The organism is Streptomyces sp. NPDC012637, assembly GCF_042954805.1.
Lineage (GTDB): Bacteria > Actinomycetota > Actinomycetes > Streptomycetales > Streptomycetaceae > Streptomyces.
In genome coordinates this window covers 519,381-542,923 of the sequence record NZ_JBIBDS010000001.1, presented here as the reverse complement: position 1 = coordinate 542,923, position 23,543 = coordinate 519,381, and the positions used below count along the sequence as shown (strand labels likewise).

Genomic DNA, 23,543 nt, shown 5'->3' with positions numbered 1-23,543 from the left:
CGCGGACTACCGTCCGGAACCGCAAGCCCACCCGAACACGCGAGTGGTCCGACGAAGGGGTACGACGTGGCCAAGGCCCGGAAGAACGGTCTCTACGCAGGCATCTCCGAGGAACTGTCGGCGCTGATGCGCACCGGCTGGGCCGACACCGAACGGCACGACCTCACACCCGACGAGCAGGCCCCGTACGCGGCCCTCCGCCGCGCGGCGCTCTCCGCCCGCTTCCCCGGCGAGCGCCTGGTGATCCCCTCGGGCAACCTCAAGGCCCGCTCCAACGACGACACCTACCCCTTCCGCCCGTACTCCGGCTACGTGCACATGACCGGGGACCAGGCCAGGGACGGCGCCCTCGTGCTCGAACCCCGCGCGGACGGCGGGCACGACGCCTACTGCTACCAGCTGCCGCGCGACGGCCGGGACACCGACGAGTTCTGGAGCGGCTACCACGCCGAGCTGTGGATGGGCCGCCGCCGCTCCCTCGCCGAGTCCGAGCGCGTCCTCGGCCTGCCCTGCCGGGACGTCCGCACCGCCGCCCAGGACCTCGCCGCCTCCACCGTGCCCACGCGTGTCGTCCGCGGCGTCGACCCGGCCATCGAGGCCGCCGTCGGCACCGACGAGGAGCGCGACGACGAGCTGGAGGAGGTGCTGAGCGGCCTGCGCCTGGTGAAGGACGCCTGGGAGATCGGCGAGATGCGCAAGGCGGTCGACTCCACCGTGCGCGGCTTCACCGACGCGGTGGCCGAGCTCTCGCGCGCCGTCGCCACGTCCGAGCGCTGGATCGAGGGCACCTTCTTCCGTCGCGCCCGTCTGGAGGGCAACTCCGTCGGCTACGGCTCCATCTGCGCCGCGGGCGAGCACGCCACGATCATGCACTGGACCACCAACGACGGTCCCGTCCGTCCCGGCGAACTGCTGCTCTTCGACGCCGGCGTGGAGACGAACAGCCTCTACACCGCCGACGTCACCCGCACCCTCCCCATCAGCGGCACCTTCACGCCCGTTCAGCGCCGGGTCTACGACGCGGTGTACGAGGCACAGGAGGCCGGCATGGCCGCCGTCAAGCCCGGGGCCGCCTACCGCGACTTCCACGAGGCCGCCCAGCGCCACCTCGCCGCCCGGCTCGTCGACTGGGGCTTCATCGAGGGCCCCGCCGAGCGCGCGTACGAACTCGGCCTCCAGCGCCGCTTCACCATGGCCGGCACCGGCCACATGCTCGGCCTGGACGTCCACGACTGCGCCCACGCCCGCAACGAGGAGTACGTGGACGGCGTCCTGGAGCCCGGCATGGTGCTCACCGTCGAGCCCGGGCTCTACTTCCAGCCGGACGACCTGACCGTGCCCGAGGAGTGGCGGGGCATCGGCGTCCGCATCGAGGACGACCTCCTCGTCACCGAGGACGGCCACGAGAACCTCTCGGCGGGTCTGCCCAGGTCCTCCGACGAGGTCGAGGCCTGGATGGCCCGGCACGCCGGCTGACCGGGTCCGACGCCCCTCGCGGCGCCGTGCCCACGGGGGGCGCGGCGCCGCGAATGGAAGGCCCCGCGGGTTGGGGCTAATGTCGATACATAGGCCATAGGTGCGCCGACGCTCCCGCGGTCAGGCAGTTTTCGCAAGCCTTACAGCTCCCGCGGTGGAGGGCTCGAGGGCGCGCGGAAGGAGCCTCTCATGACCCGTACAGTGCGCGCGGCGATCGCCGTCGCGGGAACCGCGGTCCTGTCCCTGAGCGTGGTGGCCACGAGCGGCGTCGCCCAGCCCGCGTCGGACTCGGCCCAGCGCCAGGAGATCAAGATCGGGCTGCTGCTGCCGGAGAGCAAGACCACGCGGTACGAGAAGTTCGACAAGCCCTACATCGAGCAGAAGATCCAGGAGCTGGCGCCAGGCGCCCAGGTCGACTACTACAACGCCGCCGAGAGCGCGACCACCCAGCAACAGCAGGTCAACACCGCCCTCGCCAAGGGCGACAAGGTGCTGATCCTGGACGCCGTCGACTCCAAGTCGATCCAGTCCTCCGTGGACAAGGCCCACGCCGCGGGCGTGAAGGTGGTCGCCTACGACCGCCTCGCCCAGGGCCCGGTCGACTCCTACGTCTCGTACGACAACCGCAAGGTCGGCGAACTGCAGGGCAAGGCGCTGCTCGACGCGCTCGGCGACAAGGCCGGATCCGGCGAGATCGTGATGCACAACGGCTCGCCCACCGACCCGAACGCCGCCGACTTCAAGGCCGGCGCCCACTCCGTGCTCGACGGCAAGGTGAAGATCGGCAAGGAGTACGACACCCCCAACTGGGACCCGAACAACGCCAACCAGCAGATGTCCGGAGCCATCAGCGCGCTCGGCAAGGACAAGATCGTCGGCGTCTACTCCGCCAACGACGGCCTCGCCGCCGGCATCTCGACCGCCCTGAAGGCGGCCGGCATGAACGTGCCGCTGACCGGACAGGACGCCCAACTCGACGCCATCCAGCGCATCCTGGTCGGTGATCAGACGATCACCATCATGAAGCCGTACAAGCCCGAGGCCGACATCGCCGCCACGATGGCCGTCGACTTCGCCGAGGGCAAGGAACTCCCGAAGGACCTCGTTCCCCTGACCGTCACCAACGGCAGCGGCGACAAGGTCCCGGCCAACCTTCTGACGCCGGTCGTGGTCGACAAGACCAACATCAAGGACACCGTCGTCAAGGACGGCCTGTACACGGTCGACGAGATCTGCACGCCGACGTACGAGGACGCGTGCAAGCAGGCCGGTCTGGAGTGACCGGCCCCGACAAGGGCCGGGTAGGCGTCGGAGGCGGTCGCTGTGCCGGAAGCACCTGTGCTGTCACTGCGGGGGATCTCCAAGCGGTTCGGCGCGGTCCAGGCCCTGTCGGACTTCGACCTGGAGGTGAGCGCCGGAGAGGTGGTCGCCCTCGTGGGGGACAACGGCGCCGGCAAGTCGACCGCCATCAAGGCGATCGCCGGGGTGAACCCGCCCGACGAGGGCGTCATCGAATGGCAGGGCCGGAGGGTCTCGATCAACCGGCCCCACGACGCCCAGAACCTCGGCATCGCCACCGTCTACCAGGACCTCGCGCTGTGCGACAACCTCGACGTGGTCGGCAACCTCTTCCTCGGCCGCGAACTGCGCCGCTTCGGGGTGCTCGACGAGGTCCGCATGGAGCAGCGTTCCCGTGAGCTCCTGCACACCCTGTCCATCCGCATCCCGTCGGTCCGCATCCCCGTCGCGTCCCTGTCCGGCGGCCAGCGCCAGACGGTGGCGATAGCCCGCTCCCTCGTCGGCGACCCCAAGGTCGTCCTCCTGGACGAGCCCACCGCCGCGCTGGGCGTCGAGCAGACCGCCGAGGTGCTCGACCTCGTCGAACGGCTCCGCGACCACGGCCTGGGGACCATTCTGATCAGCCACAACATGGTGGACGTGATGGCCGTCGCGGACCGCATCGCGGTCCTGCGGCTCGGTCGCAACAACGGCTTCTTCGACAAGCGCTCCACCACCACCGAGGAGATCATCTCCGCCATCACCGGGGCCAGCGAGAGCGCCGTGACCCGCCGTCAGGCCCGCATCCGCGAGGAGCGCCAGGCCCGCGGGGAGGAGGAGCCATGAGAGGCGACCGGAACCCCGGCGGCGGCCCGGAGCCCCCCGAGGACGCGGCGACGCAGGAGCCCGCGCCCCAGGCCGTGCCCGCCGTCGACAGCCGGCTCATCGTCCGCGAGGAGGGCTTCCGCGGCTACGTGGGCGAGTTCCGGCGCAAGGTGCGCAGCGGCGAACTCGGCTCGCTGCCCGTCGTCGTCGCCATCGTCATCATCTGGACGGTCTTCGGCAGCCTCGACAGCACCTTCCTGTCCGCGCAGAACCTCTCCGACCTCAGCCAGCAGATCGTCGGCACCGGAATGATCGCCGTCGGCATCGTCTTCGTGCTGCTGCTCGGCGAGATCGACCTCTCCGTCGGCTCCGTGAGCGGCCTGTGCGCTGCCGTCTTCGCCGTGCTCAACGTGCTCAACGGCATGAACGAATGGCTGGCGCTGCTGGTCGCCATCGCCGGGGGAGCGGCGGTCGGCCTCATCCACGGCTTCTTCTTCGCCAAGGTCGGCGTGCCCGCCTTCGTCGTCACCCTCGCCGGCAACCTCTTCTGGAACGGCCTCATGCTCCAGGTGCTCGGCAGCAGCGGCACGGTGAACATCCCCGGCGAGAGCATCGTCTCCGAGCTGTACTCGACCATCTTCCACAGCCCGGCCACCGCCTACGTCGCCGCCGGCGTCGGCGTCGGGCTCTTCCTGTTCGCCTCGCTCCAGGACGCCAGACGCCGGCAGGCCGCCCACGTGCCGTTCCGGCCGATCGGCGAGATCGTGCTGCGGACGGTCGTCATCGCGGCCATCGCCTTCGTCGCCGCCTACATCCTCAACCAGTACCAGGGCCTGCCGCTGGCACTGCTGATCTTCCTGATCCTTCTGGTGGTCCTCGACTTCGTGCTGCGCCGCACCCGCTACGGGCGGCAGATCTTCGCGGTCGGCGGCAACATCGAGGGCGCCCGCCGGGCCGGCATCAGCGTGCCCTTCGTGCGGATGAGCGTCTTCGCCATCTCCGGCACCATGGCGGCCGTCGGCGGCATCTTCCTGGCCGGCCAGATCCAGTCCGCGAGCCAGACCTCCGGCGGCGGCAACCTCCTGATGAACGTCATCGCCGCCGCGGTCATCGGCGGCACGAGCCTGTTCGGCGGCCGCGGCTCGGTCTGGTCCGCGCTCCTCGGCGCGCTGGTCATCGGCTCCATCCAGTCGGGCATGAACATCATGGGCGTCAGCAACGCCGTCCAGTTCATGATCACCGGCGCGGTGCTGCTCGCCGCCGTGGTCGTGGACTCCCTGTCCCGGCGCAGCCAGAAGGCCGCGGGACGCGCCTGAGACGTGCTCGGGCGCGCCCACGGCCTCGGGCGTGCCCGGCTACGGCTGGTTGAACCGCACCTCGGGGTGCTCCGCGCTGGGACCCGTGAGGAGCGGCTGAGGAACACCCTTCAGGTGCTCGTCGAAGAACGCGGCGAGATAGGCGCGGGTCACCGTCAGCGCCCGGTCGGCCGGGATCGGCCCGGCGGGCAGGCCGAAGTGACGCTGGATCACCGGCGCGTCCGAGAACGTGAAGTGGTCGGCACCGGCCACCGTCAGCCAGCGCTTCCAGCCGTCGAGGGCCTGCCACGTGCGGTCCCAGCTGGCATCCTCGCCACCGGGGCGGTGCGTCTCGTCGTCCGTGCCCAGGAACAGGAAGGGACGGTCGCCGAGTCCGCCCGCCGGCAGGGTGTCCCAGAACGAGCCGTCCATGTTCACCCCGGCGTCGATGCGCCGGTCCGCGAGCATCGCGGTCGCCGCGCTCGCCCCGCCGATCGAGTGGCCGGCCATGCCGATCCGGGAGCGGTCGATGCTCCGCGCGTACGGCCAGGCCGCGTGCGGCCCGGTGATCCGGTCCAGGACGAAGCGGACGTCCGCGGCACGCGCGGCCGTGACGTCAGTGCCCTTCGCCCGCCCCTCCTCGAGGGCCTTGCAGGCCACGCAGGTGAGGACCCGCCCGTCCGGCACGGCGGTCCCCGAGGTCTCGTAGGCGTGGTCGACGGAGGCGACCACGTAGCCGCGCGAGGCGAGTTCGACGGCGATGGCGGTGAGCGTGAAGCGCGGCACGCCGAAGCCCGGCGACAGCACGACGAGCGGGTGCCGGCCCGGCGCGGGACGCGCGTTCGTCGCGCTGTGAGTGCCCATGCCGGCCAGCGCGCGCACGGACGCCGGATCCGTCACCCCGACGCCCTGCAGGAGCAGTCGCGCCTCCTGCTCGGTCGCGTACGGGGCGGGCCGGCCGTGCGCCTTGCGGGCCGCCGGGTAGTGGAGGGTGACCATCAGTTCCCGGCCGTCTGCCTCGGGCACCCACGGGTCGGTACGCGACCGGTCGACGAGGTGCAGTACGGAGGTGCCGACGCCGGACCTGCCGGTGGGGGCGGGGAGTTCGAGCGCGGCGGCCGCGGAGGTGCCGGCGGCCGCCGGGGCGGCGGCCGTGGGCGTCGCCGCGGTGGCGGGAAGGGCGGTCGCGGGTAACGCGACGGCGCAGGCGAGAAGGGCGGCCGCGGCCGCCCGAGTCAGTTTGACCATGCCCAGGACGGTACGGCGCCGGGCCCGTTGCCTGCGTCAGACCACGGGCGGAACCGGCCGGCCGCCCGTACGCCCGAGGTCTGATCCCGGGTACGCCTCACGGCGCGCCCGTCCGGACCGCCCGCCGGACCTCCCTGCGGATGCGGGCCGCCTCCCGGTCCGGGATGCTGGACGGGACAGGGGGGCCACTCTAGGAGGGCCGCGATGTCCGTGATGGACAAGCTCAAGCAGATGCTCAAGGGCCACGAGGACAAGGCGGGTCAGGGCGTCGACAAGGCCGGCGACTACGTCGACGGGAAGACGCAGGGCAAGTACAGCAGTCAGGTCGACACGGCCCAGGAGAGGCTCAAGCGGCAGATGGGCTCGGACCCGACGCAGCCCCCGGAGCAGCCGCCCCAGCGGTGACCCACGACCCCCGGCAGCCGCGCCGTCCGTGCGCGGCTGCCGGGGGCGTTCGCGTGCCGGGGCTCAGGAATGGGCGGAGAGGGACTCGACCAGGTCGCCGACGGCACGGTCGGGCAGGGTCCTGGCGACGTCGGCCTGGGCGATGATGCCGACGAGGACGTGGCCCTCGATGACGGGGACACGCCGGATCCGGTGCTCGCTCATCACGTTGAGCACCTCGTCGGCGGAGGCGTCCGCGCCGATGGTGACGATCTCGTCCTGGGCGAGCTCTCCCGCCGTGCACTTCTCGGGGGTCCTTGCCCTCGGCGACGACCTTCAGGACGATGTCGCGGTCGGTGAGCATGCCCTTGAGCCGCTCGTCCGGGCCGCAGATCGGCAGCGCGCCCACGTCGAGCGCGACCAGCTTGCGAGCGGCCTCGGCGACCGTCTCGTCCCACCGGACGCACGTGGCGTCCGGGGTCATCATGTCGCGTGCGGTGGTCATGGTGGTCTCCCGTGGTGGTGGATGGGCGTCGTGGTGGCGGGCGGGGCGTCCGGTCGGGCGGGGCGTCAGGGCGCGGATTCAGGCCGTGCGGCCCTCCAGCGCCTGGACGATCGCCTTCGAGAAGGCGTCCAGGTCGGCGGGTCTGCGCGAGGTGATCAGCGGATGGCCGCCGGCCGTGTCCACCACCACCTCGCGGTCCTGCCAGTGACCGCCGGCGTTCTCCAGGTCCGTCCGCAGGGACGGGTACGAGGTGATCTCGCGGCCCTTGACGACCCCGCTCTCCAGGAGGAGCCACGGACCGTGACAGATCGCCGCCACGGGTCTGCCGTCCTCGGCGAAGGCGGCGATCAGGCGCTGCGCCCGGTGGTTGGTGCGCAGCCGGTCGGCGTTCAGGGTGCCGCCGGGCACCACGACGGCGTCGTACGCGTCGGGCGAGGCCTCGGCGAGGGTCGTGTCCGGCTCGACGACGGTTCCCGGCCGGCGGTCGGAGATGAGGGTCAGGACGGGTTCGTCCCGCGGGGCGGCAACCGTGACGCGGGCACCGGCCTCCCGCAGGACCGCCATCGGGTGCATGAGTTCGTCCTGCTCCGTCCCGTAGTTGCTGGTGAGGACGAGGACGGTCGTTCCGTCGAGCGTCACGATGATCCCTTCGGCGCCCCTGGGTCGCCTGGTCACTTACCTCCGAGGGAGCGCTTGAGTTCGGCCTTGTTCATCGAGGACCGGCCGTGGACGTTGCGGCGTTGCGCCTCCGCGTACAGCTGGTCGTACGTCGGTCCTCCGGAGCCGCTGTGCGAGCGCAGCCCGCCGCGGCGCGAGGACGACATGTCCTGGGTGGAGCTCTTGCTCGCCGTCCTGGACTCGCCCGAGCGGGCGCGTTCCTTGTTCACGGTGCGGGCGGCGATCTCCTCCGCGCGCTTCTCGCTCTCGCCACGGTCCAGGGCACTCTCCTTGATGTGCTCGTACTGACGTTCGCGCTTGGCGCTCGAGCCGCGGGGCATGGTCCGCTCCTCTCCGGGCGTGCACGGGTCTTCACGGCCTTCACTGAGCCGCTGCCCTCGCCCATCTGATTAATTCGTGTCAAACAGGAGCAGAACGGGAATCCTTACCTCAGATGCTCGACCGACGGACCCCCGCCCCGCATCCCGCGAGGCGCAGGCCCATCGCCACCGTCGAAGGAGCCCCATGCCCAGGAACGCGACGCCGACACGTCGCAGCCCCGTCCGCCCCACCCCGGCGGCCACCGTGCGCCGCGACGCGCTGGACGGACTGCCCGAGATCGACCGGCCCACCCAGGTCTCCACCGACGACGCGCAGACGCTCTCCACCGCGCTCCTCGACCGGCTGCGCGAACTGGAGCCCGGAACGCCCGAGCACGCGTACGTACGCAACACCCTCGTCGAGCTGAACCTGAGCCTCGTACGGTTCGCGGCCCGGCGCTTCAAGAACCGGCCCGAGCAGCGCGAGGACATCGTCCAGGTCGGCACGATCGGCCTGATCAAGGCCATCGACCGCTTCGACCCGGAGCGCGGCATCGAGTTCTCCGCGTTCGCGCTCCCCACCGTCGTCGGCGAGATGAAGCGTTTCTTCCGGGACACCACCTGGGCCGTCCGGGTGCCCCGGCGACTCCAGGAGCTCCGCATCGACATGGCCAAGGCCGCCGACGCCCTGGAGCAGAGCCTCGGCCACCGGCCCACCCGCGCCGAGATGGCCGACCACCTGCACGTCACCGAGGAGCGCGTCGCCGAAGGCGAACTCGCCGCCCGCGGCTACACCGCCCGCTCCCTGGACGCCTCCGTCGCCGACGAGGGCGACCCGCCGCGCACCGGCTCGCGCCGGCTCGCCGCTTCCGAGCCCTCGTACGAGCTGATCGAGGACTTCGCCTCCCTGAAGCCGCTCATCGCCCGCCTCGACGCACGGGACCGCACGATCCTCTCGCTGCGCTTCGGTGAGGACCTCACCCAGGCCGAGATAGGCGCCCGACTCGGCCTCTCGCAGATGCACATCTCCCGCCTGCTCACCCGCATCCTGGGCGAACTGCGGACCGGACTCCTCGCCGACGACGCGCCTGCCGCGCCGCGCGCCGACGAGGGCTGACCGCCGCCCGCCCCACACCACCTCCACGTCGCCGACGCCGGCATCGACCGGGTCCACACCGGCCGGACGGGGCCCGAACAGCGCGGCTTCTCCGACTCCTACCGCACCGGGGTGCTGCCGCGACCGCGTCATGCAGATGAACGGCATGGCGGAACTGGTGACCGTCGCCAAGTGCGCCGACGAATGGACCGACCCCCGGCTGGTCGTCGCCGTCCGGAACAACCAGGACCTCAACCAGGTCAGCCGGGAACTGCGCGCCATGGGCGGCACGCCGCTCTACGGGCCCTCCCAGTCCATCCCGGACGTGCCCTACGCCGGGTTCGCCGGTTCCCTCGGCGTGGACGGCATCCGCGTCACCGGCCCGGAGGACGTCGAGGACGCCTGGCGCCAGGCCCTGTCCGCGGACGGCCCCACGGTCCTGGACTTCCGCACCGACCCGGCCGTGCCGCCCATCCCTCCGCACGCCACCTGGGAGCAGATCGAGGCCACCCTCGCCTCCCTCGCCCACGGCGACGGCCACCGGGGCCACGTGGTGATGCAGGGCCTCAAGGCCAAGGCCCAGGAACTGCTGCCGCGCCGGCCCGGCGGACGATGAGCGCGGCGCACGACCTGCCCGGGCCGATCACCGGTCCGCAGCATCCGCCGGGCGGGTGGCGGTGCCGAGCCCGGGCCGACGTGTCCGCGTGCCGCGTGACGGGCCGCCGTAGGGCTGTCCGGATGCGGCGCGGCTCAGGCCGCCGGGGCGGCCGGGCCCGGGGCGGCCGGGGCGGAGGCCGCGTCGCCCGTGCCCGACGGCGGAGCGGGACGCGGGGACGCCGGAGGCGGCGAGCCGGGACGAGGAGACGCGGGGTGCGGCGGTGCCGTGTGCAGCGGGCCCGAGCGCGGCGCCGGCCGGTGCTCCAGCCGCATCCGGTACCCCTCGTCCGCCAGCTCCCGGCCCTCCCCGTCCGTGAAGCGGCCGGTCACCGTGTACACCCCGCAGTGCGCCCGGCCCACCGGCAGGCGTTCCGGGGGGAGCCGTATCTCGTACGGGCCGCCGGTCCGGAAGCCGCCGAGGACGGTCCGCGTCGTCGTGAGCACCTTGCCGTCCATGGCCAGGGACTCCTCGAAGGCCAGCCCGTCGATCTCCCGGCCCAGCCGGAACGTGAGACCCACACTGACCACCGTGCCCTCGGGGAGCGCGATCGGCTCGGCCTCCTCGGGGCGGTCGTTCCGCGGCACCGCAAGCCGCCCCAGCTCCTCCGTGTGCAAGGAGACGTCAAGGAGTTCGAAACCGGTCACGGCCGGTCACCGCCTTTCGTCGCGCCGGCCCGCAGGGCACGGGCCGCGAGCGCGGACGCGCCCACCACCGACGCGCCCACGGCGGACGCGACGGTCACCGGATGCCGCGCCAGGGCGGTGTACGGGGAACGCCCGGCGGACTCCGCGTCGAAGTCGCCGTGGGCGCCGTGGTCCCGCCCGTCGGGGCCGTCCAGAGGCATCCAGAGGTTGTGCGGACCGTCGGCCGTGGCGGGCCGGTCGCTCTGCTGGGAGTCGTAGCCGGTACGCGCCGTGTAACGGTCCGGGAGGCCGGGCACCGCCCGGCGGGCCAGCACCGCGGCCGCCGTGGACGCGCCGACCCGGTACTCCTTGCGCCGTGGGTGCAGGGCGGCGTGCACCACGGCCCGGGCCGCAACCTCGGGCTGGAAAACCGGCGCCACCGGGCGCGGCCGGTGCGGCAGCCTGGACAGCGCCCACGAGAACTGCGGCGTGTTCACGGCGGGCAGCTGCACGACCGTGACGGCCACCCGGCTGTGCCGGTGCAGCAGTTCGAGCCGTACCGAGGCCGTGAAGCCGTTGATCGCGTGCTTCGCCCCGCAGTACGCCGCCTGGAGCGGCACGGACGCCTCGCCGAGGGCCGAGCCGATCTGGACGACGGCGCCCGAGTCGCGCGGCAGCATGCGCCGCAACGCCGCCCGTGTCCCGTTGACGCAGCCGAGATAGGTCACCTCCGTGACCCGCTCGTACTCGTCGGGAGAAGCGGACAGGAACGGGGCGAAGACGGAGGTGAACGCTCCGTTCACCCACACGTCCAGCGGCCCCAGACGGCTCTCCGCCAGCTCGGCGGCCTCCTCCACCATCCACGGGACCGCCACGTCCACCGGCACCACCAGGGCCTCGCCGCCGGCGCCCTCGACCTCCTCGGCCGCCGCTTCCAGACCCACCCGGCCGCGGGCGAGCAACGCCACCCGGGCCCCGGCCGCGCCGAAAGCCCGCGCCGTGGCCCGCCCCACGCCCGCGCTCGCGCCCGTCACGACCACCGTGCGCCCCTCGAACGGCCGCGCCCCGCCCCGTGTCGTACGCAGTACGACCAGGCCCTCCAGGAAGGACAGGAGGTCCGACGTCCTGATCATGATCACGCTCCTAGGCCCCCGGCACCGGCACACGACCCCCACCGGGCGAGTGCCCCGGCCCCGGCAGAACACGCCTGGCGGCCAGGGACGCGGGTGGAACGCCGCTCACCGGGTAGACGCGGGCCGAAGCGAGGAGACGGCCATGAAGCACCTGACCATGGGAGTCGAGGAGGAATTCGTCCTCGTGGACCTGGCGAGCCGCGCCCCCGTCGACCGGGCCCCGGACGTCATCACGTCCGCCGCCCGGGTCCTGGGCGACCAGGTCCAGAACGAGTTCTTCAACGCCCAGATCGAGACGATGACCCAGCCCACCGCGTCGTGCCGTGACCTGCGGGACGAGCTGGTCGGGCTGCGGTCGGTCGTGGGCACCGCCGCCCGCGCGGAGCACTGCCTGCCGATCGCCACCGGCACTCCGGTGGTGCCGCCCCCACAACCGCTGACCATCACCGACACCGAACGCTACCGGCGGATGGCCCGGCAGTTCGCCTCCCGCTTCAACACCGTCGACGGCCTCGTCTGCGGCTGCCACATCCACGTCGGCACCCTCGACCGCGAGCTCGCGCTCGCCCTCTCCCGCCGCATGGCGCCGTGGCTGCCGGTGCTCCAGTCCGTCACCGCCAACTCGCCCTTCGCGCGGCGGCGGGACACGGGCTTCGCCAGCTGGCGCTCCGTCGAGTACGCGAACTGGCCCACCGTCGGGCCCGCGCCCGACCTCGACGAGCCCCGCTACCTCGCGCACGTCGCCGAGCTGGTGCGCACCGGCACCCTGCTCGACCGGCGGATGGTGTACTGGCACGCCCGGCCGTCGGAGCACGTGCCCACCCTGGAGATCCGCGTCGCCGACTCCAACGCCGACGTGGACACCGTCGTCATGGTCGCGGCCCTCGTCCGCGCCCTCGCCGCGACCCTGCTGGCCGAGGAGCAGGCGGGCCGCCCGGTGCAGCGGACGCCGCTGCGCCGGCTGCTGCTCGCGCACGAACTGGCCGCCCGTTACGGGCTCTCCGGGTACGGCCTCGATCCGTGCACCGGTGCCGAGCGACCCGCCGCGGAGCTCGTCGACCGGCTCGTCGAACGGGTGCGGCCCGAGCTCGACCGCACCGGCGACACGGCCCGGGTGCTGTGCCAGTGGCACGGCATCCGCGCCCACGGCGTCGGAGCGACCCGGCAGCGCGCCGCATACCGCCGCCAGGGCCTCCTCAGCGACGTGGTGGACGCGCTCGCGCAGCAGACGGCCCGGTCCTGACGACCGGGCCGCTCGCGTCGGCCTTCCTTCAGGTCGGCGTTTCTTCGGGGCGTCCGGTCAGGTCGGCCGGTCAGGTCGTCCGGCCCGGCCCCGTGACCTCCCGGCTCCGTCGTGTCGAGTCGAACCGACGGCCACACGGCCACACGGCCGGGCGCCGGCCCGAAGGCCGGCGCCGTTGGCCGAGCGGATGTCACCAGCGGTACCAGCGACGGTCCGCGGAGCGGAAGAAGAATCCCAGCACCCACACCACGAGCAGCGCGAGGGCGAGCCACCACAGCACGTCGAGGGCGAAGCCGGTGCCGAAGAGCACGAGGATCACGAGCAGGACGATGAGCAAGGGAATCATGACGAGTCTCCTGAGTGGATTCGGACCGGCCGCGCGCGGGCCGGTCGAGGGCATGCGGCACGTGTCCCGCGTCAGAGCTCCGTAGCGGAGTCGCTGTCCGCCGGGCGGAGCCGCCCGCGCCAGCCGCCGGTCGCGCGGTCGCGGTCCTCGATGAACTGCTTGAAGCGGTGCAGGTCCCCTTCGACCCGGCTGTCGACCACGCCGACGGCCATTCCGGCCTTGTCGGCCAGGCTCCGGGGCTCCACCTCCATGGCCAGGTCCACGCGGGTGTGGCCGTCGTCGGCCCGTACGAAGGTGACGACGCCCCTCTGTCCCACGTCGCCGCCGACCGTGCGCCACGAGATGCGCTCGTCGGGCAGCTGGTCGACGATCTCCGTGTCGAACTCCCGGGTCACTCCGGCGATCACCGTCCGCCAGTGGCAGTGCCGGTCGTCGAGCTGACGGACCTCCTCGACGCCGTCCATGAAGCGCGGGAACTCCTCGAACTGCGTCCACTGGTCGTAGACCTCGCGCAGCGGGGCGTCCACCTCGATCGTGGCGTGCACCATGTCTCCACCTCCCTGGCCCGCAAGGGCCGGTCGGAGCGCGGGTACCCGCGGTCGGCGTCCGTAACCGTGGGCGCCCGAACCGCGCGCCGGCCGAGTGTCAGGGCCGCGGCCGGGTACTCGCGCGGAATGACCACGAACGCCGCGACGCGGCTGATCAGACCGCCCGGTGTCTACGCCCCGCAGGGCGACACCGCCCTCCTCCTGGAGTGCCTCGCCCGCGAGCGGATCGAGCCGGGCGTCCGTTCGCTCGACCTGTGCACCGGCACCGGGATCCTCGCCCTCGCCGCGGCCCGCAGGGGTGCCGAGGCGACCGCGGCCGACATCTCCGGCGCGGCCGTCGCCGCGGCACGGTGCAACGCCCGGCTCCACCACTGCCGGGTCCGGGTCCTGCGCGGCGACCTCACGGAACCGGTGACCGGCGAGCGCTTCGGCCTCGTCACCGTCAACCCGCCCTACGTGCCCGCCGCCGCGCCGGAAGGACCCGCCAGAGGCGCGTGCCGCGCCTGGGACGCCGGCCCCGACGGGCGGCTCCTGCTCGACCGGATCTGCCGCGCCGTCCCCGCGGTCCTGGCGCCCAGCGGCGTGCTGCTCGTCGTCCAGTCCTCGCTCAGCGGAGTGCCCGCCACCCTCGCAGCGCTGCGCCGGGCCGGCCTCCGGGCCGGTGTCGCCGCCCGGCGGACCCAGCCCTTCGGGCCCGTCATGACGGAGCGGGCCGCCTGGTTCGAGCGACGAGGACTGGTCGCGCCCGGGACGACCAGCGAGGTGCTGGTGGTGGTCCGGGCGGTCCGCGACCCGGCGGCCCGCATGCCCGCGGCGATGCCGGGCAGTCGCGACCGCGAAGCGGCATGACCGGACCCGCCGCCCGCCGGCGGTCGTCGCCCGCGGGCGCGGCCTGAGGAGGACACGATGACCACGCGTGGGGCACGGGCGCCCCGGGGCGCCGCCTTGTTCGACGTCGACGGGACCCTCATGGACACCAACTACCTGCACACCCTCGCCTGGTGGCAGGCACTGCGCCGGCATGGCCACGACGTGCCCATGGCCCGTATCCACCGCGCGATCGGCATGGGCGCCGACCGCCTCCTCGACGAGGTGCTCGGTTCACGCCGGCGGCGCGAGGAGGACCGCGCCGTCGCCGACGCGCACGGCGCCCTCTACGCCGCCTGGTACGACAACCTCCGGCCCTTCGAGGGCGCCACGGAGCTGCTGCGCGCCGTGGCCGCGCGCGGCTGGCAGGTGGTGCTCGCCAGCTCGGCCTCCGAGGAGGAGGTGGCCGCCGTCCGCGGGCGGCTCGACGCCGACGAGGTGATCGACGCGGTCACCTCGGGTGGCGACGTCGACACGACCAAACCCGCTCCCGACCTCGTGGAGGCCGCCCTGCGGGCGGTGGGCGCCGAGCCCGAGGACGCCGTGTTCGTCGGCGACACCGTGTGGGACGTCGAGGCCGCCGGACGCGCCGGCCTGCCCTGCATCGGGCTGCTGACCGGCGGCACCTCGCGCGCCGAACTGGAGGACGCGGGCGCGGTGCTCGTGTGCGAGGACCCCATGGCCCTGCTGCGCCGCATCGACACGAGCCCGCTCTCCCGGCCGCCGGAGCGGCCCGCCGGGTGAGGGCCGGAGCTCCGGGCGGGCCGCGGAGGCGGCGAACCGCCGGATGAGCCTGCCCGGATGAACCCGGGCGAGGGTCGTATGAGCCCCGGACCGGAGTGGGCCCCGGCATGGATGAACCCGGGTGAGGGTCATATGAGCCTGGCCCCGGCCGAGCCCCGGGTGACCGCCGGGTGAGCCCGCACGCGGCGCCCGGCCGCCGCGCCGCGGCGCGGAACCCTCGCGGGTCACAGGGCCGCCGCGGCGCGGAACCCTCGCGGGTCACAGGGCCTCGGCCGCCGCGCGCAGGTCGGCGACGAGGCCCGCGTACATCTCCTCCCGGTCCCGCGACCTGAGCACCGCCGACGGGTGCACGGTCGGCAGCACCCGGATCCCTCCGGCCGCGTCGACGGCCTCCTCGCCGGCCTCCGGCAGCGCCTGCGGCACGCCCCGGTCGGTGCCCACCCGGAAGGACGGGCCGAGCAGCGAGCGGCCGGCGGTGGCGCCGAGGGTGACGATCAGCTCCGGGGAGACGAGCCTGAGCTCGGCGAGCAGCCACGGCCGGCAGGCCAGCGTCTCGCGCAGACTGGGCGCCTTGTGGATCCGGCGCTTGCGGGTCTCTTCCTCGGTGAACTTGAAGTGCTTGACCGCGTTCGTGAGGTACACGTCGTCCTCGTCGATGCCCGCGTCGCGCAGCGCCCGCGAGAGGAGCCGCCCAGCGGGTCCCACGAAGGCCCTGCCCTCCTGGTCCTCGCGGTCGCCGGGCTGTTCGCCCACCAGCATCAGCCGGGCGTGCGCCGGGCCCCGCCCGAAGACGGTGCCGCTCGCGTCCCGGTGGAGGGGACAGCCCCGGCAGTCGGCCGCCGCCCGGCGGTGCGCCGGCAGCCCGCCGCGCCGCGGCAGGAACGGCGTCGCGTCGTACCGCTCGTCGTCGTACGTCCCGTCGTCGTGTGTCTCCACGGCGGCCGCGGGACCGGAGCGGCTAGTCATGGCCGCACACCTCCCGCGCGAGCACGGGATCACGCTCGGAGCCGACGACGATCCGCAGGCCGTCGCGCGGCCGGGGCGGGATCCGGTTCAGCGGGATGCGCAGGTCCTGCTCCGGGACGGTGAAGCCGGTCCGGGCCAGTTCACGGGCCAGTCCGGCGAGGACGGCGACGGTGATGTCCTCGCCGGGGCAGCGGTGGCCGTCGCGCGGGCCGCCGCCCTGCGGAACCAGGGCGTCGGTGTGCGGGGACGTGCCCAGGAACCGGTCGGGGACGAAGCGGTACGGCTCCTCCCAGAGGGCGGGGTCGTGGTTCCGCCCGTACACGTCGAGGAGCAGCAGCGTGCCGTCCGGCACCCGCTCCCCGTCCAGGACCAGGCCCTCGGGCGCGAGCGCGCCCACGAACGGCACGAACGGGTAGAAGCGGCGCACCTCGTGGGCGAAGGCGGTGGCGAACCCGACGGGCTCGTCGGCCGCGAGCCGTCGCCGTACGGCGGGGCGCCGGCACATCGCGTGCGCGGCGAAGGTCAGGTACCAGGTGATCGCCACCGTGGGCCGGGCGATGTTGAGCAGCTCCACGGCGGCGGTGGCCGGAGTGAGCGGGAGTCCGTCGGCGTCCCGGTGCGCCACCACCGCCTCGAAGGGCGTGCGCGGCGGACCGGCCGGTGCCGGCGCGGCCCGGACCCGTACGACCTCCGCGCCGAGCAGGTCCTCCTGCCGCGCCCGCGCCCGGCGGGCGCGCAGATGCCGCGGCCCGGGCGTGGCGAAACCGTCGACCATCGCCACGCAGTCCCGGGCGAGGCGCGCGGTGCCCGCGGAGTCGTACCCGGGCAGCCCCGCCCAGTCGCGGACGGCGCGGGCGAGGACAAGCGCGCCCTCGTCGAAGAGCGAGACCTCCGCGCCGTCCTGTTCGCCGAGCCGCTCCCGGAAGCCCGCCGCCGCGCCCCTGGCCAGCGCTTCGACCGCCTCCGGAGCGGTCAGCAGGGACAGGAACATCGACTTGCGGGCCCGGTGTCGCGGACCGTCGAGGGTGTGCACCGCGCCCCGGCCGAAGAGGGTGTCGAGGACGGGCCCGGGCAGTGCTCCGGCGCGTCGCGCGTGCTGCTCGTCGTAGAAGTAGGCGACCGCGTCCGGGCCGCGCAGCACCCGGACCGGCCGCCCGAACAGCCGGGTCGCCACCGGGCCGTCGCCGGGAGCGTCCCGGCGCAGTCCGGGCAGCCACCCGTATCCCTTCAGGAGCAGGCCGAGCGTGCGGTCGGCGCCGGATCGCGGCGGGGCGCCGACGGGGTTGGACGGGCACATGGTCCGTCTCCCTTCACCGTGGTCGTACGGGCTCACCGTGGTGGTACGGGCTCACCGTCGTCGTACGGGGCTCACCGGGCCGTACCGGCTCACCGTCGTCGTACCGGGCTCGCCCTGGGCGTTCGTCCGGGCGCACCGGGCCGTCCGGGGCGCACGCTGGCCGTGCGAGGCGAACGGGCCGCGTCAGATGTGGGGCGCGCCGCCGGGCTCGTCCGGGAGCGGGCCGGGGTAGGGGCCGGGCCGTTCGGGAGGCGGGGCCGGCTCGCCGGCCGACGGTGCCGCGGCGGCCTCGCCGGTGGAGTCCTCCGGCCGGAGCCGGCCGCGCCAGCTGCCGGTCGCGCCGTCCTGCTCCTCGATGAACTTCTTGAAGCGCATCAGGTCGCCCTGGACCCGGCTCTCCAGGAAGCCGAGGGCGTCACCGGCCCTCTCGACCATGCCCTGCGGCTCGACGTCCATGGCCAGGCTCACCCTCGTGTGCGTGTCGTCGAGGCGCTGGAAGGTGACGACGCCCTTCTGCTTCACGTCGCCGCCCACCGTGCGCCAGGAGATGCGTTCGTCGGGCAGCTGGTCGACGATCTCCGTGTCGAACTCCCGGGCCACGCCCGCCACGCGGGTGCGCCAGTGGCAGTGCCGGTCGTCCAGCTGCCGTACCTCCTCGACCCCGTCCATGAACCTCGGGAACTCCTCGAACTGGGTCCACTGCCCGTAGACGTCGTGCAGCGGCGCCGTGACCCTGATCGTCTCCTGCACCATGCTCATGACCGTCTCCTCGTCTCCTCGTCCGCCTGCCTGCCCGTCCGCCGGCCGGCTCGTCCCCGTGCTCCTCGTCCCGTCGGTTCCACGGTCCGTGGACGCCTGCGACTACCCCGTCCTGCCGCCCGCACGCGTGCCGGGCATACCGGCGGCGGAACAGGGCATCCGCCAGAACATCGCCCCAGCGAACGGAGGTGCGCCGTGAGCGCTGTCGTAAGTGCCGCCGAGCAACGTGCGCGACGTGCGGGGGACGGGGACACCGCTCCCCGGCGGCCCGCCGCGGTGCGGGTCACCCCCGTCGCGGACGGCCCGCTCCTCGTCGAGGGCCCGGTCGAGATCGTGCTCCCCGACGGAACCGTCCGGCGCAGCGACCGGCCCGTCGTCGCGCTCTGCATGTGCCGTCGCAGCCTCAGGGAGCCCTTCTGCGACACCAGCCACCGGCGCCGGATGCGGCGCGACCGGGACGGGACCGGGCGGCGGGAGTGACCGCCGCCGTCCGCCAGTCCTTCGTACCCGGCACGAGGAGGCCGCGACATGACCACCACACTCCTGCGGGGGCCGGACGCACGCACCGGCCCGGACGGCGGCCCCCCGCTGCCCCCGCCGCGCGGCGAGCTGACCGAGGCGCTGGTCGCCCGGCTGCGCGGCGCGACCGGTCCGCTGCCCGGCCGCCGCGTCACCGAGGCCGCCGACCCGTACGGGGAAGACCTCCAGCTGGCCCTGCACCTCGCCTACGAGCTCCACTACCGGGGCTTCGCCGGCGTTCCGGACGAGGCGGAGTGGGACCCGGACGTGCTCGAGCTGCGCACCCGTCTCGAACGCAGGTTCGAGGACGCGCTGCGCGCCGCCTGCGGGCCGCCGGGTGACCTCGACGAGGTCTTCGAGGCGATGCTGACGGAACCGCACGAAGGGCACGGCGTCTCCCACTACCTGATCCGTCACGGCACCTGGCACCACCTGCGGGAACACGCCGTCCTGCGCTCCGTGCACCAGCTCCGGGAGGCCGACCCGCACCTGTGGGTGGTGCCCCGCCTCCAGGGCCGCGCCAAGGCCGGGATGATCACGATCCAGTACGACGAGTACGGCTGCGGCCGGGCCGAGCACATCCACGCCCGCCTCTACGCCGACCTCCTGGGCGCCCTCGGGCTCGACCCCGCCTACGGCCACTATCTGCCGGTCGTGGGGGCGCCCGCGCTCGCCAACGCCAACCTGATGTCGCTGCTCGGCCTCCACCGGGCCCGCCGGGGAGCCCTGGTCGGCCACTTCGCCGCCCTGGAGATCGGCTCCTCGCCCGCCGCCTCCCGGATCGCCGCCGCGATGCGCAGGATCGGCACGGACGAGGCCGCGCAGCGCTTCTACGACGAACACGTGGAGGCCGACGCCGTCCACGAACAGCTGGTGCGGCGCGAGGTCGTCGGCGGGCTGCTCGCCGACGAACCGGACCTCGCCCCGGACGTGGCCTTCGGCGCGGAAGCCACCGTCCACCTCGAGGACGTGTTCGCCGCCTCCGTCACCCGCGCCTGGGAGAACGGCACCACGGCCCTGCGCGCGCCACTCGACGACGTGCCGGGCGACGCCCGGCCCGACGACCCCTCGTACCCGCCGCGCGCGGCCCGCACCGGGTCGCGCGCGGAGGCACCGGGCGAGGACCGTGAGGAGGAGGCATGAACCTCATGGAACCGACGCGCCGACCGACCACCGGCCCCACCACCGGCCCGGCCACAAACCCGGTCACCGGTCAGCCGGGCCCTGCCCCGAGGAGGGACGAAGAGCGGCCCCCGCTCTCCGCCGTGCGACTGCCACCCGAGGACCAAGACATCCCGGTGCACGGCGCCGAACCCCCGCCCACCCTGCCCGCCGACCACACCCAGGCCATCCTGGAGGCGACCAAGGAGGTCGGCGCCGTCCTGAAGACCTCCGGCTGCCCCTTCGCCCTCGTCGGAAGCGTCGCGGTGTACGCGCACGGCATCCCGGTCAGGCTCCAGCACGACACCGACTTCGCACTGCGCGCCGAGGACGCCGAGACGGTCACCCGGCTGCTGCGCCGACGTGGCATCCGGATCGTGGAGCCGCCCGAGGACTGGCTGGTGAAGGCCCGCAGCGGCGGAGAGGAGATCGACCTCATCTTCTCCCTCGCCGGACGGCCCGTCACCAGGGAACTCCTCGACCGGGCGTGGACCCTGCCCGTGGACTCGGTGCACATGCCGGTGATCGACCCGACGGACCTCCTGGTGGGCCGGCTCGCGGCACTGTCCGAGCACCACTGCGACTTCGGTCCGCTGCTGCCGGTGGCCCGCGGACTGCGCGAACGCGTCGACTGGGGCCGGGTCCGCGCGGAGACCCACGACAAGCCGATGGCGGTCGCCTTCCTGTACCTGCTGGAACTCCTCGACGTCATCCCGGGCACGACCGCGCCGGGCGCCGGAGGGAACGACGATGACTGAGCAGCACGCCGGCGCCCACGAGGACGAGTACCGCATCGCCCGGCTGCGCGAACGGCTCGCCGGCGACGACCTGGCCGAACTGGGGATCCAGGTGGAACAGCGGGGCAGCGCCGTGCTGCTGACCGGCACCGTGCCCACCGCCACCCACCGGGACGAGATCCTGCGGCTGGCGCGCGACGAACTGGCCGGGCTGACCGTCCGCGTGGACCTCGAAGTCGCCTGCTCGGACCCCCCGGACCGATGGGAGGAACTGTCATGAGCGTCGCCACGGGCCCGTCCGCGGCGGACGCCGCCGTCCGCGTCGCGGCCGTCGGCGACATCCACCTCGGCGAGGACTGCGAGGGTCTGCTGCGCACGGCCTTCGCCGGCCTCCCCGACTGCGCCGACCTGCTGCTGCTCGCCGGCGACCTGACCCGGCACGGCACCGCGGTGGAGGCCGAGGTCGTGGCGGGAGAGGTGCGCGGGCTCGGGGTCCCGGTCGTGGCCGTCCTCGGCAACCACGACTACCACTCGGGCGAGGAGGCCGAGGTCACGCGGGTGCTGCGGGACGCGGGCGTCGCCGTCCTGGAAGGAGAGGCCGTCGTGCTGAGCGTCGCCGGCCACAAGGTGGGCGTCGCCGGCGCCAAGGGGTTCTGCGGCGGTTTCGTCGGCCGCAGCGCGGGCGAGTTCGGGGAGCCCGAGATGAAGGCCTTCGTCCGCACCACGCGGCTCAGCGCCGAGCGGCTGACCGCCGCGCTCGGCGACCTGGCCGTGGGCGGCTGCGCCCTGCGCATCGCCCTGACCCACTTCTCGCCCGTGCCGGACACGCTCGCGGGCGAGCCGCTGGAGATCTACCCGTTCCTCGGCAGCTACCTGCTCGCCGAGGCCATCGACTCGGCGGGCGCCGACCTGTCCGTCCACGGCCATGCCCACCTCGGCACCGAGCACGGCATGACGGCCGGCGGCGTACGGGTCCGCAACGTCGCGCAGCCCGTGATCGGCAGGGCCTTCGCGCTCTACCACCTGCACCCCGACGGCCACGGCGGACCGGGGACTTGAGCCCGCACCGACGGCCTTCACACGACGTGCGGGTGCGATCACGACAGGCGTCTGCCTAGCCTTGTCCTACGTGCCCGGCGAGGCGCCCGGGGCTCATGCGGGCCCTGTTCCACTCCACCGCCGTGGTGGGGGCGGCGAATGCCGCGGACACGCCCCACGAAAGGATGCATGCAGCACGCTTCTCGCCATACTCGGTGAGCCGCCTGCCATGGCCCGTGCCGTCGGCAGGAACTCGCGGAGCGTCGGAAGGAGACCGCCATGCTGATCGGCCACGCTTTCGAGGACGGGGTTCTGCACGTCTCGCTCCTGCGCGACCTGGACGTCGCCAGCAGGGGAGCGGCGGTCCTGGAGACCGAGGCCCTGCTGCTCTCGCACCGCCCGCGGCTGGTCCGCGTGCAGCTCCCCACCGACGATCCGTCCCCCGCCTCCCTGAGCGCCCTTTCCCGGGCCCGCAGACTCTGCGAGAGCCTCGGCATCCCGCTCAGCGTCGTCGGCCCGGTGCGGCCCGCCCACGCGCCGCCGCGTCCCACGGCGGCGTGACCGCCGGGGGCACCCCGCGGCGTCAGTCGGTGCCGAAGAGGGAGCGCAGGGCCACGGCCCTGCTGTCCCGCACGTGCAGCAGCGTGCTCGCCGCCGCGGCCTCCTCGTCACCGGCGGCGATGTGCCGGTACATCTCCGCGTGCTGCGTCCGCATGTGGTCGGGCTCCGCGCGCAGCCCGAACAGCAGCCGCAGCTGCCGGCTCAGCTGCTCCATCGTGCGGGCGAGCAGCGGATTGCCGGTCATCGCCACGATCCCGTCGTGGAACGCCGTGTGCGCGGCCACCTCGCGCGTGCCCTCGTCCGCCGCAGCGGCCTCCTCCGCCTGCCGCAGCGCGACCTCGAGGGCGGCGAGCCCCGCGGTGTCGCCCGCGGCGGCGGCCCGTGCCGCGAGCCGGGAGGCCTGGGCCGCGAGCGGCTCCCAGACCTCGTACAGGTGCTCCACATCGGCGCGCTCGAGCCGCCGGACGCGGACACCGCTGTGCGGCAGAAGTTCGAGCAGCCCTTCGGCGACCAGCGCCCGGAGCGCCTCGCGCACCGGCACGCGGGACATGCCGAGCTCCTCGGCGACCTCCCGCTCGACCAGCCGCGCGCCCTGCGCGTACCGACGGTCGACGATCCGCTGGAGCACCGCCTCCCGCGCCCGCGCGCTCATGGAAGCTGTCGCGCCGCCCGACCCGCTCGAGCCCGTACCGCCGCCGTTCCCGTCCACCACCCGGTCCGACCCCTTCACGTCCGCCACCGTCCCTCGCCCGCCGCCCGTGTCCCGCGCCGGGAAGGCGAGGATACGTCGGCCGGGCGCGGGACCCCGGCAGCCGACCTCACCAGCCGAAACGACGGTCCACGATCGCGGTGAACTCCTCGAGGGTGAGGACCTGGTCGCCGTTCGCGTCGGCCTCGTCGAACAGGGCGGAGGCGGCGTCGACGTCCCCCACGCCCCACGCGGGGATCACTCCCCGCGCGACCAGCGTCGGGCCCTTGGCCCGCAGGGCCTCGATGACCTCGACGCGCGTCAGCGTGCCGTCGTGGTCGAGGTCGAGCGCGTCGAAGAGAATCCGGGCCTTGTCGCTCATCGCGTGTCCTGTTCGCCATCCGAGAGTGCCGGTCGTGTGCCGGTCGTCCGGAAGGACGCCGGAAGCGCCCGTCGAGTTGCCTCGCGGCCCGGACCCGGACCCGTGACCGAACGCCGCGGGGCGGCCGCCGGCCCCTTCCGGGAACCGGCGCCCGCCCCTCCATGAGACCGCGGATCGCCCCGGTCCGGC

Annotated in this window: 26 protein-coding genes and 3 pseudogenes; 16 read left to right on the top strand and 13 right to left on the bottom strand. The window is 73.8% G+C overall.

The features are described 5' to 3' along the window. Window positions 1–66 precede the first annotated feature (66 nt). From ACFY8W_RS02415 to ACFY8W_RS02400, 4 genes are all read left to right on the top strand, one after another. Window positions 67–1,476, top strand: coding sequence for an aminopeptidase P N-terminal domain-containing protein (locus ACFY8W_RS02415; RefSeq protein WP_391099169.1), 1,410 nt, complete (start codon window positions 67–69; stop codon window positions 1,474–1,476). Between the two features lie 189 nt (window positions 1,477–1,665). Further along, on the top strand, window positions 1,666–2,757 hold the full coding sequence (locus ACFY8W_RS02410; RefSeq protein WP_391099166.1) for a substrate-binding domain-containing protein: 1,092 nt from the start codon (window positions 1,666–1,668) through the stop codon (window positions 2,755–2,757). A gap of 42 nt (window positions 2,758–2,799) precedes the next feature. Then, window positions 2,800–3,600, top strand: a complete 801-nt coding sequence (locus ACFY8W_RS02405) for an ATP-binding cassette domain-containing protein (RefSeq protein WP_391099164.1) — start codon at window positions 2,800–2,802, stop codon at window positions 3,598–3,600. Then, on the top strand, window positions 3,597–4,895 hold the full coding sequence (locus ACFY8W_RS02400; protein WP_391099161.1) for a sugar ABC transporter permease: 1,299 nt from the start codon (window positions 3,597–3,599) through the stop codon (window positions 4,893–4,895). The genes ACFY8W_RS02405 and ACFY8W_RS02400 overlap by 4 nt, the downstream gene beginning before the upstream one ends. A gap of 39 nt (window positions 4,896–4,934) precedes the next feature. Here ACFY8W_RS02400 and ACFY8W_RS02395 read toward each other — a convergent pair whose 3' ends face one another. Continuing rightward, window positions 4,935–6,122 carry an alpha/beta hydrolase family protein gene (locus ACFY8W_RS02395; RefSeq protein WP_391099158.1) on the bottom strand — a complete coding sequence of 396 codons (1,188 nt, stop codon included), beginning with the start codon at window positions 6,120–6,122 and terminating at the stop codon, window positions 4,935–4,937. 204 nt (window positions 6,123–6,326) lie between these two features. Between ACFY8W_RS02395 and ACFY8W_RS02390 the strand changes: the two genes are divergently transcribed. Beyond that, on the top strand, window positions 6,327–6,527 hold the full coding sequence (locus tag ACFY8W_RS02390) for an Rv0909 family putative TA system antitoxin (RefSeq protein ID WP_391099156.1): 201 nt from the start codon (window positions 6,327–6,329) through the stop codon (window positions 6,525–6,527). Window positions 6,528–6,590: 63 nt separating this feature from the next. Here ACFY8W_RS02390 and ACFY8W_RS02385 read toward each other — a convergent pair. From ACFY8W_RS02385 to ACFY8W_RS02375, 3 genes and pseudogenes are all read right to left on the bottom strand, one after another. Continuing rightward, window positions 6,591–7,011: pseudogene (locus tag ACFY8W_RS02385) on the bottom strand (CBS domain-containing protein). Window positions 7,012–7,089: 78 nt separating this feature from the next. Then, window positions 7,090–7,650 carry a DJ-1/PfpI/YhbO family deglycase/protease gene (locus ACFY8W_RS02380; RefSeq protein WP_391099153.1) on the bottom strand — a complete coding sequence of 187 codons (561 nt, stop codon included), beginning with the start codon at window positions 7,648–7,650 and terminating at the stop codon, window positions 7,090–7,092. Window positions 7,651–7,682: 32 nt separating this feature from the next. Continuing rightward, window positions 7,683–8,009 carry a plasmid stabilization protein gene (locus ACFY8W_RS02375; protein ID WP_391099151.1) on the bottom strand — a complete coding sequence of 109 codons (327 nt, stop codon included), beginning with the start codon at window positions 8,007–8,009 and terminating at the stop codon, window positions 7,683–7,685. Between the two features lie 184 nt (window positions 8,010–8,193). Here ACFY8W_RS02375 and ACFY8W_RS02370 point away from each other — a divergent pair, with 184 nt between their 5' ends. Together ACFY8W_RS02370 and ACFY8W_RS02365 are read left to right on the top strand one after the other, a co-directional pair. Next, on the top strand, window positions 8,194–9,105 hold the full coding sequence (locus ACFY8W_RS02370) for a SigB/SigF/SigG family RNA polymerase sigma factor (protein ID WP_391099149.1): 912 nt from the start codon (window positions 8,194–8,196) through the stop codon (window positions 9,103–9,105). A gap of 121 nt (window positions 9,106–9,226) precedes the next feature. Next, window positions 9,227–9,700, top strand: a pseudogene (locus ACFY8W_RS02365) (thiamine pyrophosphate-dependent enzyme); the annotation flags it as partial. A 134-nt stretch (window positions 9,701–9,834) separates the two neighbouring features. Here ACFY8W_RS02365 and ACFY8W_RS02360 read toward each other — a convergent pair. Together ACFY8W_RS02360 and ACFY8W_RS02355 are read right to left on the bottom strand one after the other, a co-directional pair. After that, window positions 9,835–10,386, bottom strand: a complete 552-nt coding sequence (locus ACFY8W_RS02360; protein ID WP_391099146.1) for a hypothetical protein — start codon at window positions 10,384–10,386, stop codon at window positions 9,835–9,837. After that, entirely contained in the window at window positions 10,383–11,498 is a 1,116-nt protein-coding gene (locus ACFY8W_RS02355; protein WP_391099144.1) for an SDR family oxidoreductase, read from the bottom strand. The genes ACFY8W_RS02360 and ACFY8W_RS02355 overlap by 4 nt, the downstream gene beginning before the upstream one ends. Before the next feature lie 142 nt (window positions 11,499–11,640). Here ACFY8W_RS02355 and ACFY8W_RS02350 point away from each other — a divergent pair, with 142 nt between their 5' ends. Further along, window positions 11,641–12,741 carry a glutamate--cysteine ligase gene (locus ACFY8W_RS02350; RefSeq protein WP_391099141.1) on the top strand — a complete coding sequence of 367 codons (1,101 nt, stop codon included), beginning with the start codon at window positions 11,641–11,643 and terminating at the stop codon, window positions 12,739–12,741. 190 nt (window positions 12,742–12,931) lie between these two features. Here ACFY8W_RS02350 and ACFY8W_RS02345 read toward each other — a convergent pair whose 3' ends face one another. Beyond that, complete coding sequence (locus ACFY8W_RS02345; protein ID WP_391099139.1) at window positions 12,932–13,087, bottom strand: hydrophobic protein; 156 nt, start codon at window positions 13,085–13,087, stop codon at window positions 12,932–12,934. A gap of 71 nt (window positions 13,088–13,158) precedes the next feature. After that, window positions 13,159–13,635, bottom strand: a complete 477-nt coding sequence (locus ACFY8W_RS02340; protein WP_391099136.1) for an SRPBCC family protein — start codon at window positions 13,633–13,635, stop codon at window positions 13,159–13,161. Window positions 13,636–13,761: 126 nt separating this feature from the next. Between ACFY8W_RS02340 and ACFY8W_RS02335 the strand changes: the two genes are divergently transcribed. Beyond that, window positions 13,762–14,484 (top strand): HemK2/MTQ2 family protein methyltransferase, encoded by a 723-nt coding sequence (locus tag ACFY8W_RS02335; RefSeq protein WP_391099134.1) that lies wholly within the window; start codon window positions 13,762–13,764, stop codon window positions 14,482–14,484. A 57-nt stretch (window positions 14,485–14,541) separates the two neighbouring features. Continuing rightward, a complete protein-coding gene (locus tag ACFY8W_RS02330) occupies window positions 14,542–15,246 on the top strand; it encodes an HAD-IA family hydrolase (RefSeq protein WP_391099131.1) in 705 nt (234 codons plus the stop codon). Between the two features lie 258 nt (window positions 15,247–15,504). Here the strand turns inward: ACFY8W_RS02330 and ACFY8W_RS02325 are convergent, their stop codons facing one another. The 3 genes and pseudogenes from ACFY8W_RS02325 to ACFY8W_RS02315 form a co-directional block, all read right to left on the bottom strand. Then, the gene (locus ACFY8W_RS02325; protein ID WP_391099129.1) at window positions 15,505–16,212 is read right to left on the bottom strand and encodes a UdgX family uracil-DNA binding protein; all 708 of its coding nucleotides are present in this window, start codon (window positions 16,210–16,212) and stop codon (window positions 15,505–15,507) included. After that, window positions 16,205–17,509, bottom strand: coding sequence for a cytochrome P450 (locus ACFY8W_RS02320; protein ID WP_391099126.1), 1,305 nt, complete (start codon window positions 17,507–17,509; stop codon window positions 16,205–16,207). Before ACFY8W_RS02320 ends, ACFY8W_RS02325 begins: the two co-directional genes overlap by 8 nt. A 300-nt stretch (window positions 17,510–17,809) precedes the next feature. Beyond that, a pseudogene (locus tag ACFY8W_RS02315) lies at window positions 17,810–18,268 on the bottom strand (SRPBCC family protein); the annotation flags it as partial. A 195-nt stretch (window positions 18,269–18,463) separates the two neighbouring features. On the opposite strand from ACFY8W_RS02315, the gene ACFY8W_RS02310 reads away from it, so the two are divergent. The 6 genes from ACFY8W_RS02310 to ACFY8W_RS02285 all read left to right on the top strand — a co-directional run bounded on the left by ACFY8W_RS02310 (window position 18,464) and on the right by ACFY8W_RS02285 (window position 22,284). Next, entirely contained in the window at window positions 18,464–18,748 is a 285-nt protein-coding gene (locus tag ACFY8W_RS02310) for a CDGSH iron-sulfur domain-containing protein (protein WP_391099124.1), read from the top strand. 48 nt (window positions 18,749–18,796) lie between these two features. Next, complete coding sequence (locus ACFY8W_RS02305) at window positions 18,797–19,930, top strand: iron-containing redox enzyme family protein (RefSeq protein WP_391099122.1); 1,134 nt, start codon at window positions 18,797–18,799, stop codon at window positions 19,928–19,930. Window positions 19,931–19,935: 5 nt separating this feature from the next. After that, window positions 19,936–20,706 (top strand): nucleotidyltransferase family protein, encoded by a 771-nt coding sequence (locus tag ACFY8W_RS02300; RefSeq protein WP_391101676.1) that lies wholly within the window; start codon window positions 19,936–19,938, stop codon window positions 20,704–20,706. Continuing rightward, the gene (locus ACFY8W_RS02295; protein ID WP_391099119.1) at window positions 20,699–20,965 is read left to right on the top strand and encodes a BON domain-containing protein; all 267 of its coding nucleotides are present in this window, start codon (window positions 20,699–20,701) and stop codon (window positions 20,963–20,965) included. Before ACFY8W_RS02300 ends, ACFY8W_RS02295 begins: the two co-directional genes overlap by 8 nt. Continuing rightward, window positions 20,962–21,744, top strand: coding sequence for a metallophosphoesterase (locus tag ACFY8W_RS02290; RefSeq protein WP_391099117.1), 783 nt, complete (start codon window positions 20,962–20,964; stop codon window positions 21,742–21,744). The genes ACFY8W_RS02295 and ACFY8W_RS02290 overlap by 4 nt, the downstream gene beginning before the upstream one ends. A gap of 258 nt (window positions 21,745–22,002) precedes the next feature. Then, window positions 22,003–22,284: a hypothetical protein gene (locus ACFY8W_RS02285; protein WP_391099114.1), complete on the top strand. Its 282-nt coding sequence runs from the start codon at window positions 22,003–22,005 to the stop codon at window positions 22,282–22,284. Window positions 22,285–22,306: 22 nt separating this feature from the next. Here the strand turns inward: ACFY8W_RS02285 and ACFY8W_RS02280 are convergent, their stop codons facing one another. Beyond that, a complete protein-coding gene (locus tag ACFY8W_RS02280) occupies window positions 22,307–22,936 on the bottom strand; it encodes an FCD domain-containing protein (RefSeq protein WP_391101674.1) in 630 nt (209 codons plus the stop codon). A 166-nt stretch (window positions 22,937–23,102) separates the two neighbouring features. Then, on the bottom strand, window positions 23,103–23,354 hold the full coding sequence (locus ACFY8W_RS02275) for an EF-hand domain-containing protein (RefSeq protein WP_391099111.1): 252 nt from the start codon (window positions 23,352–23,354) through the stop codon (window positions 23,103–23,105). Window positions 23,355–23,543: the final 189 nt, after the last annotated feature.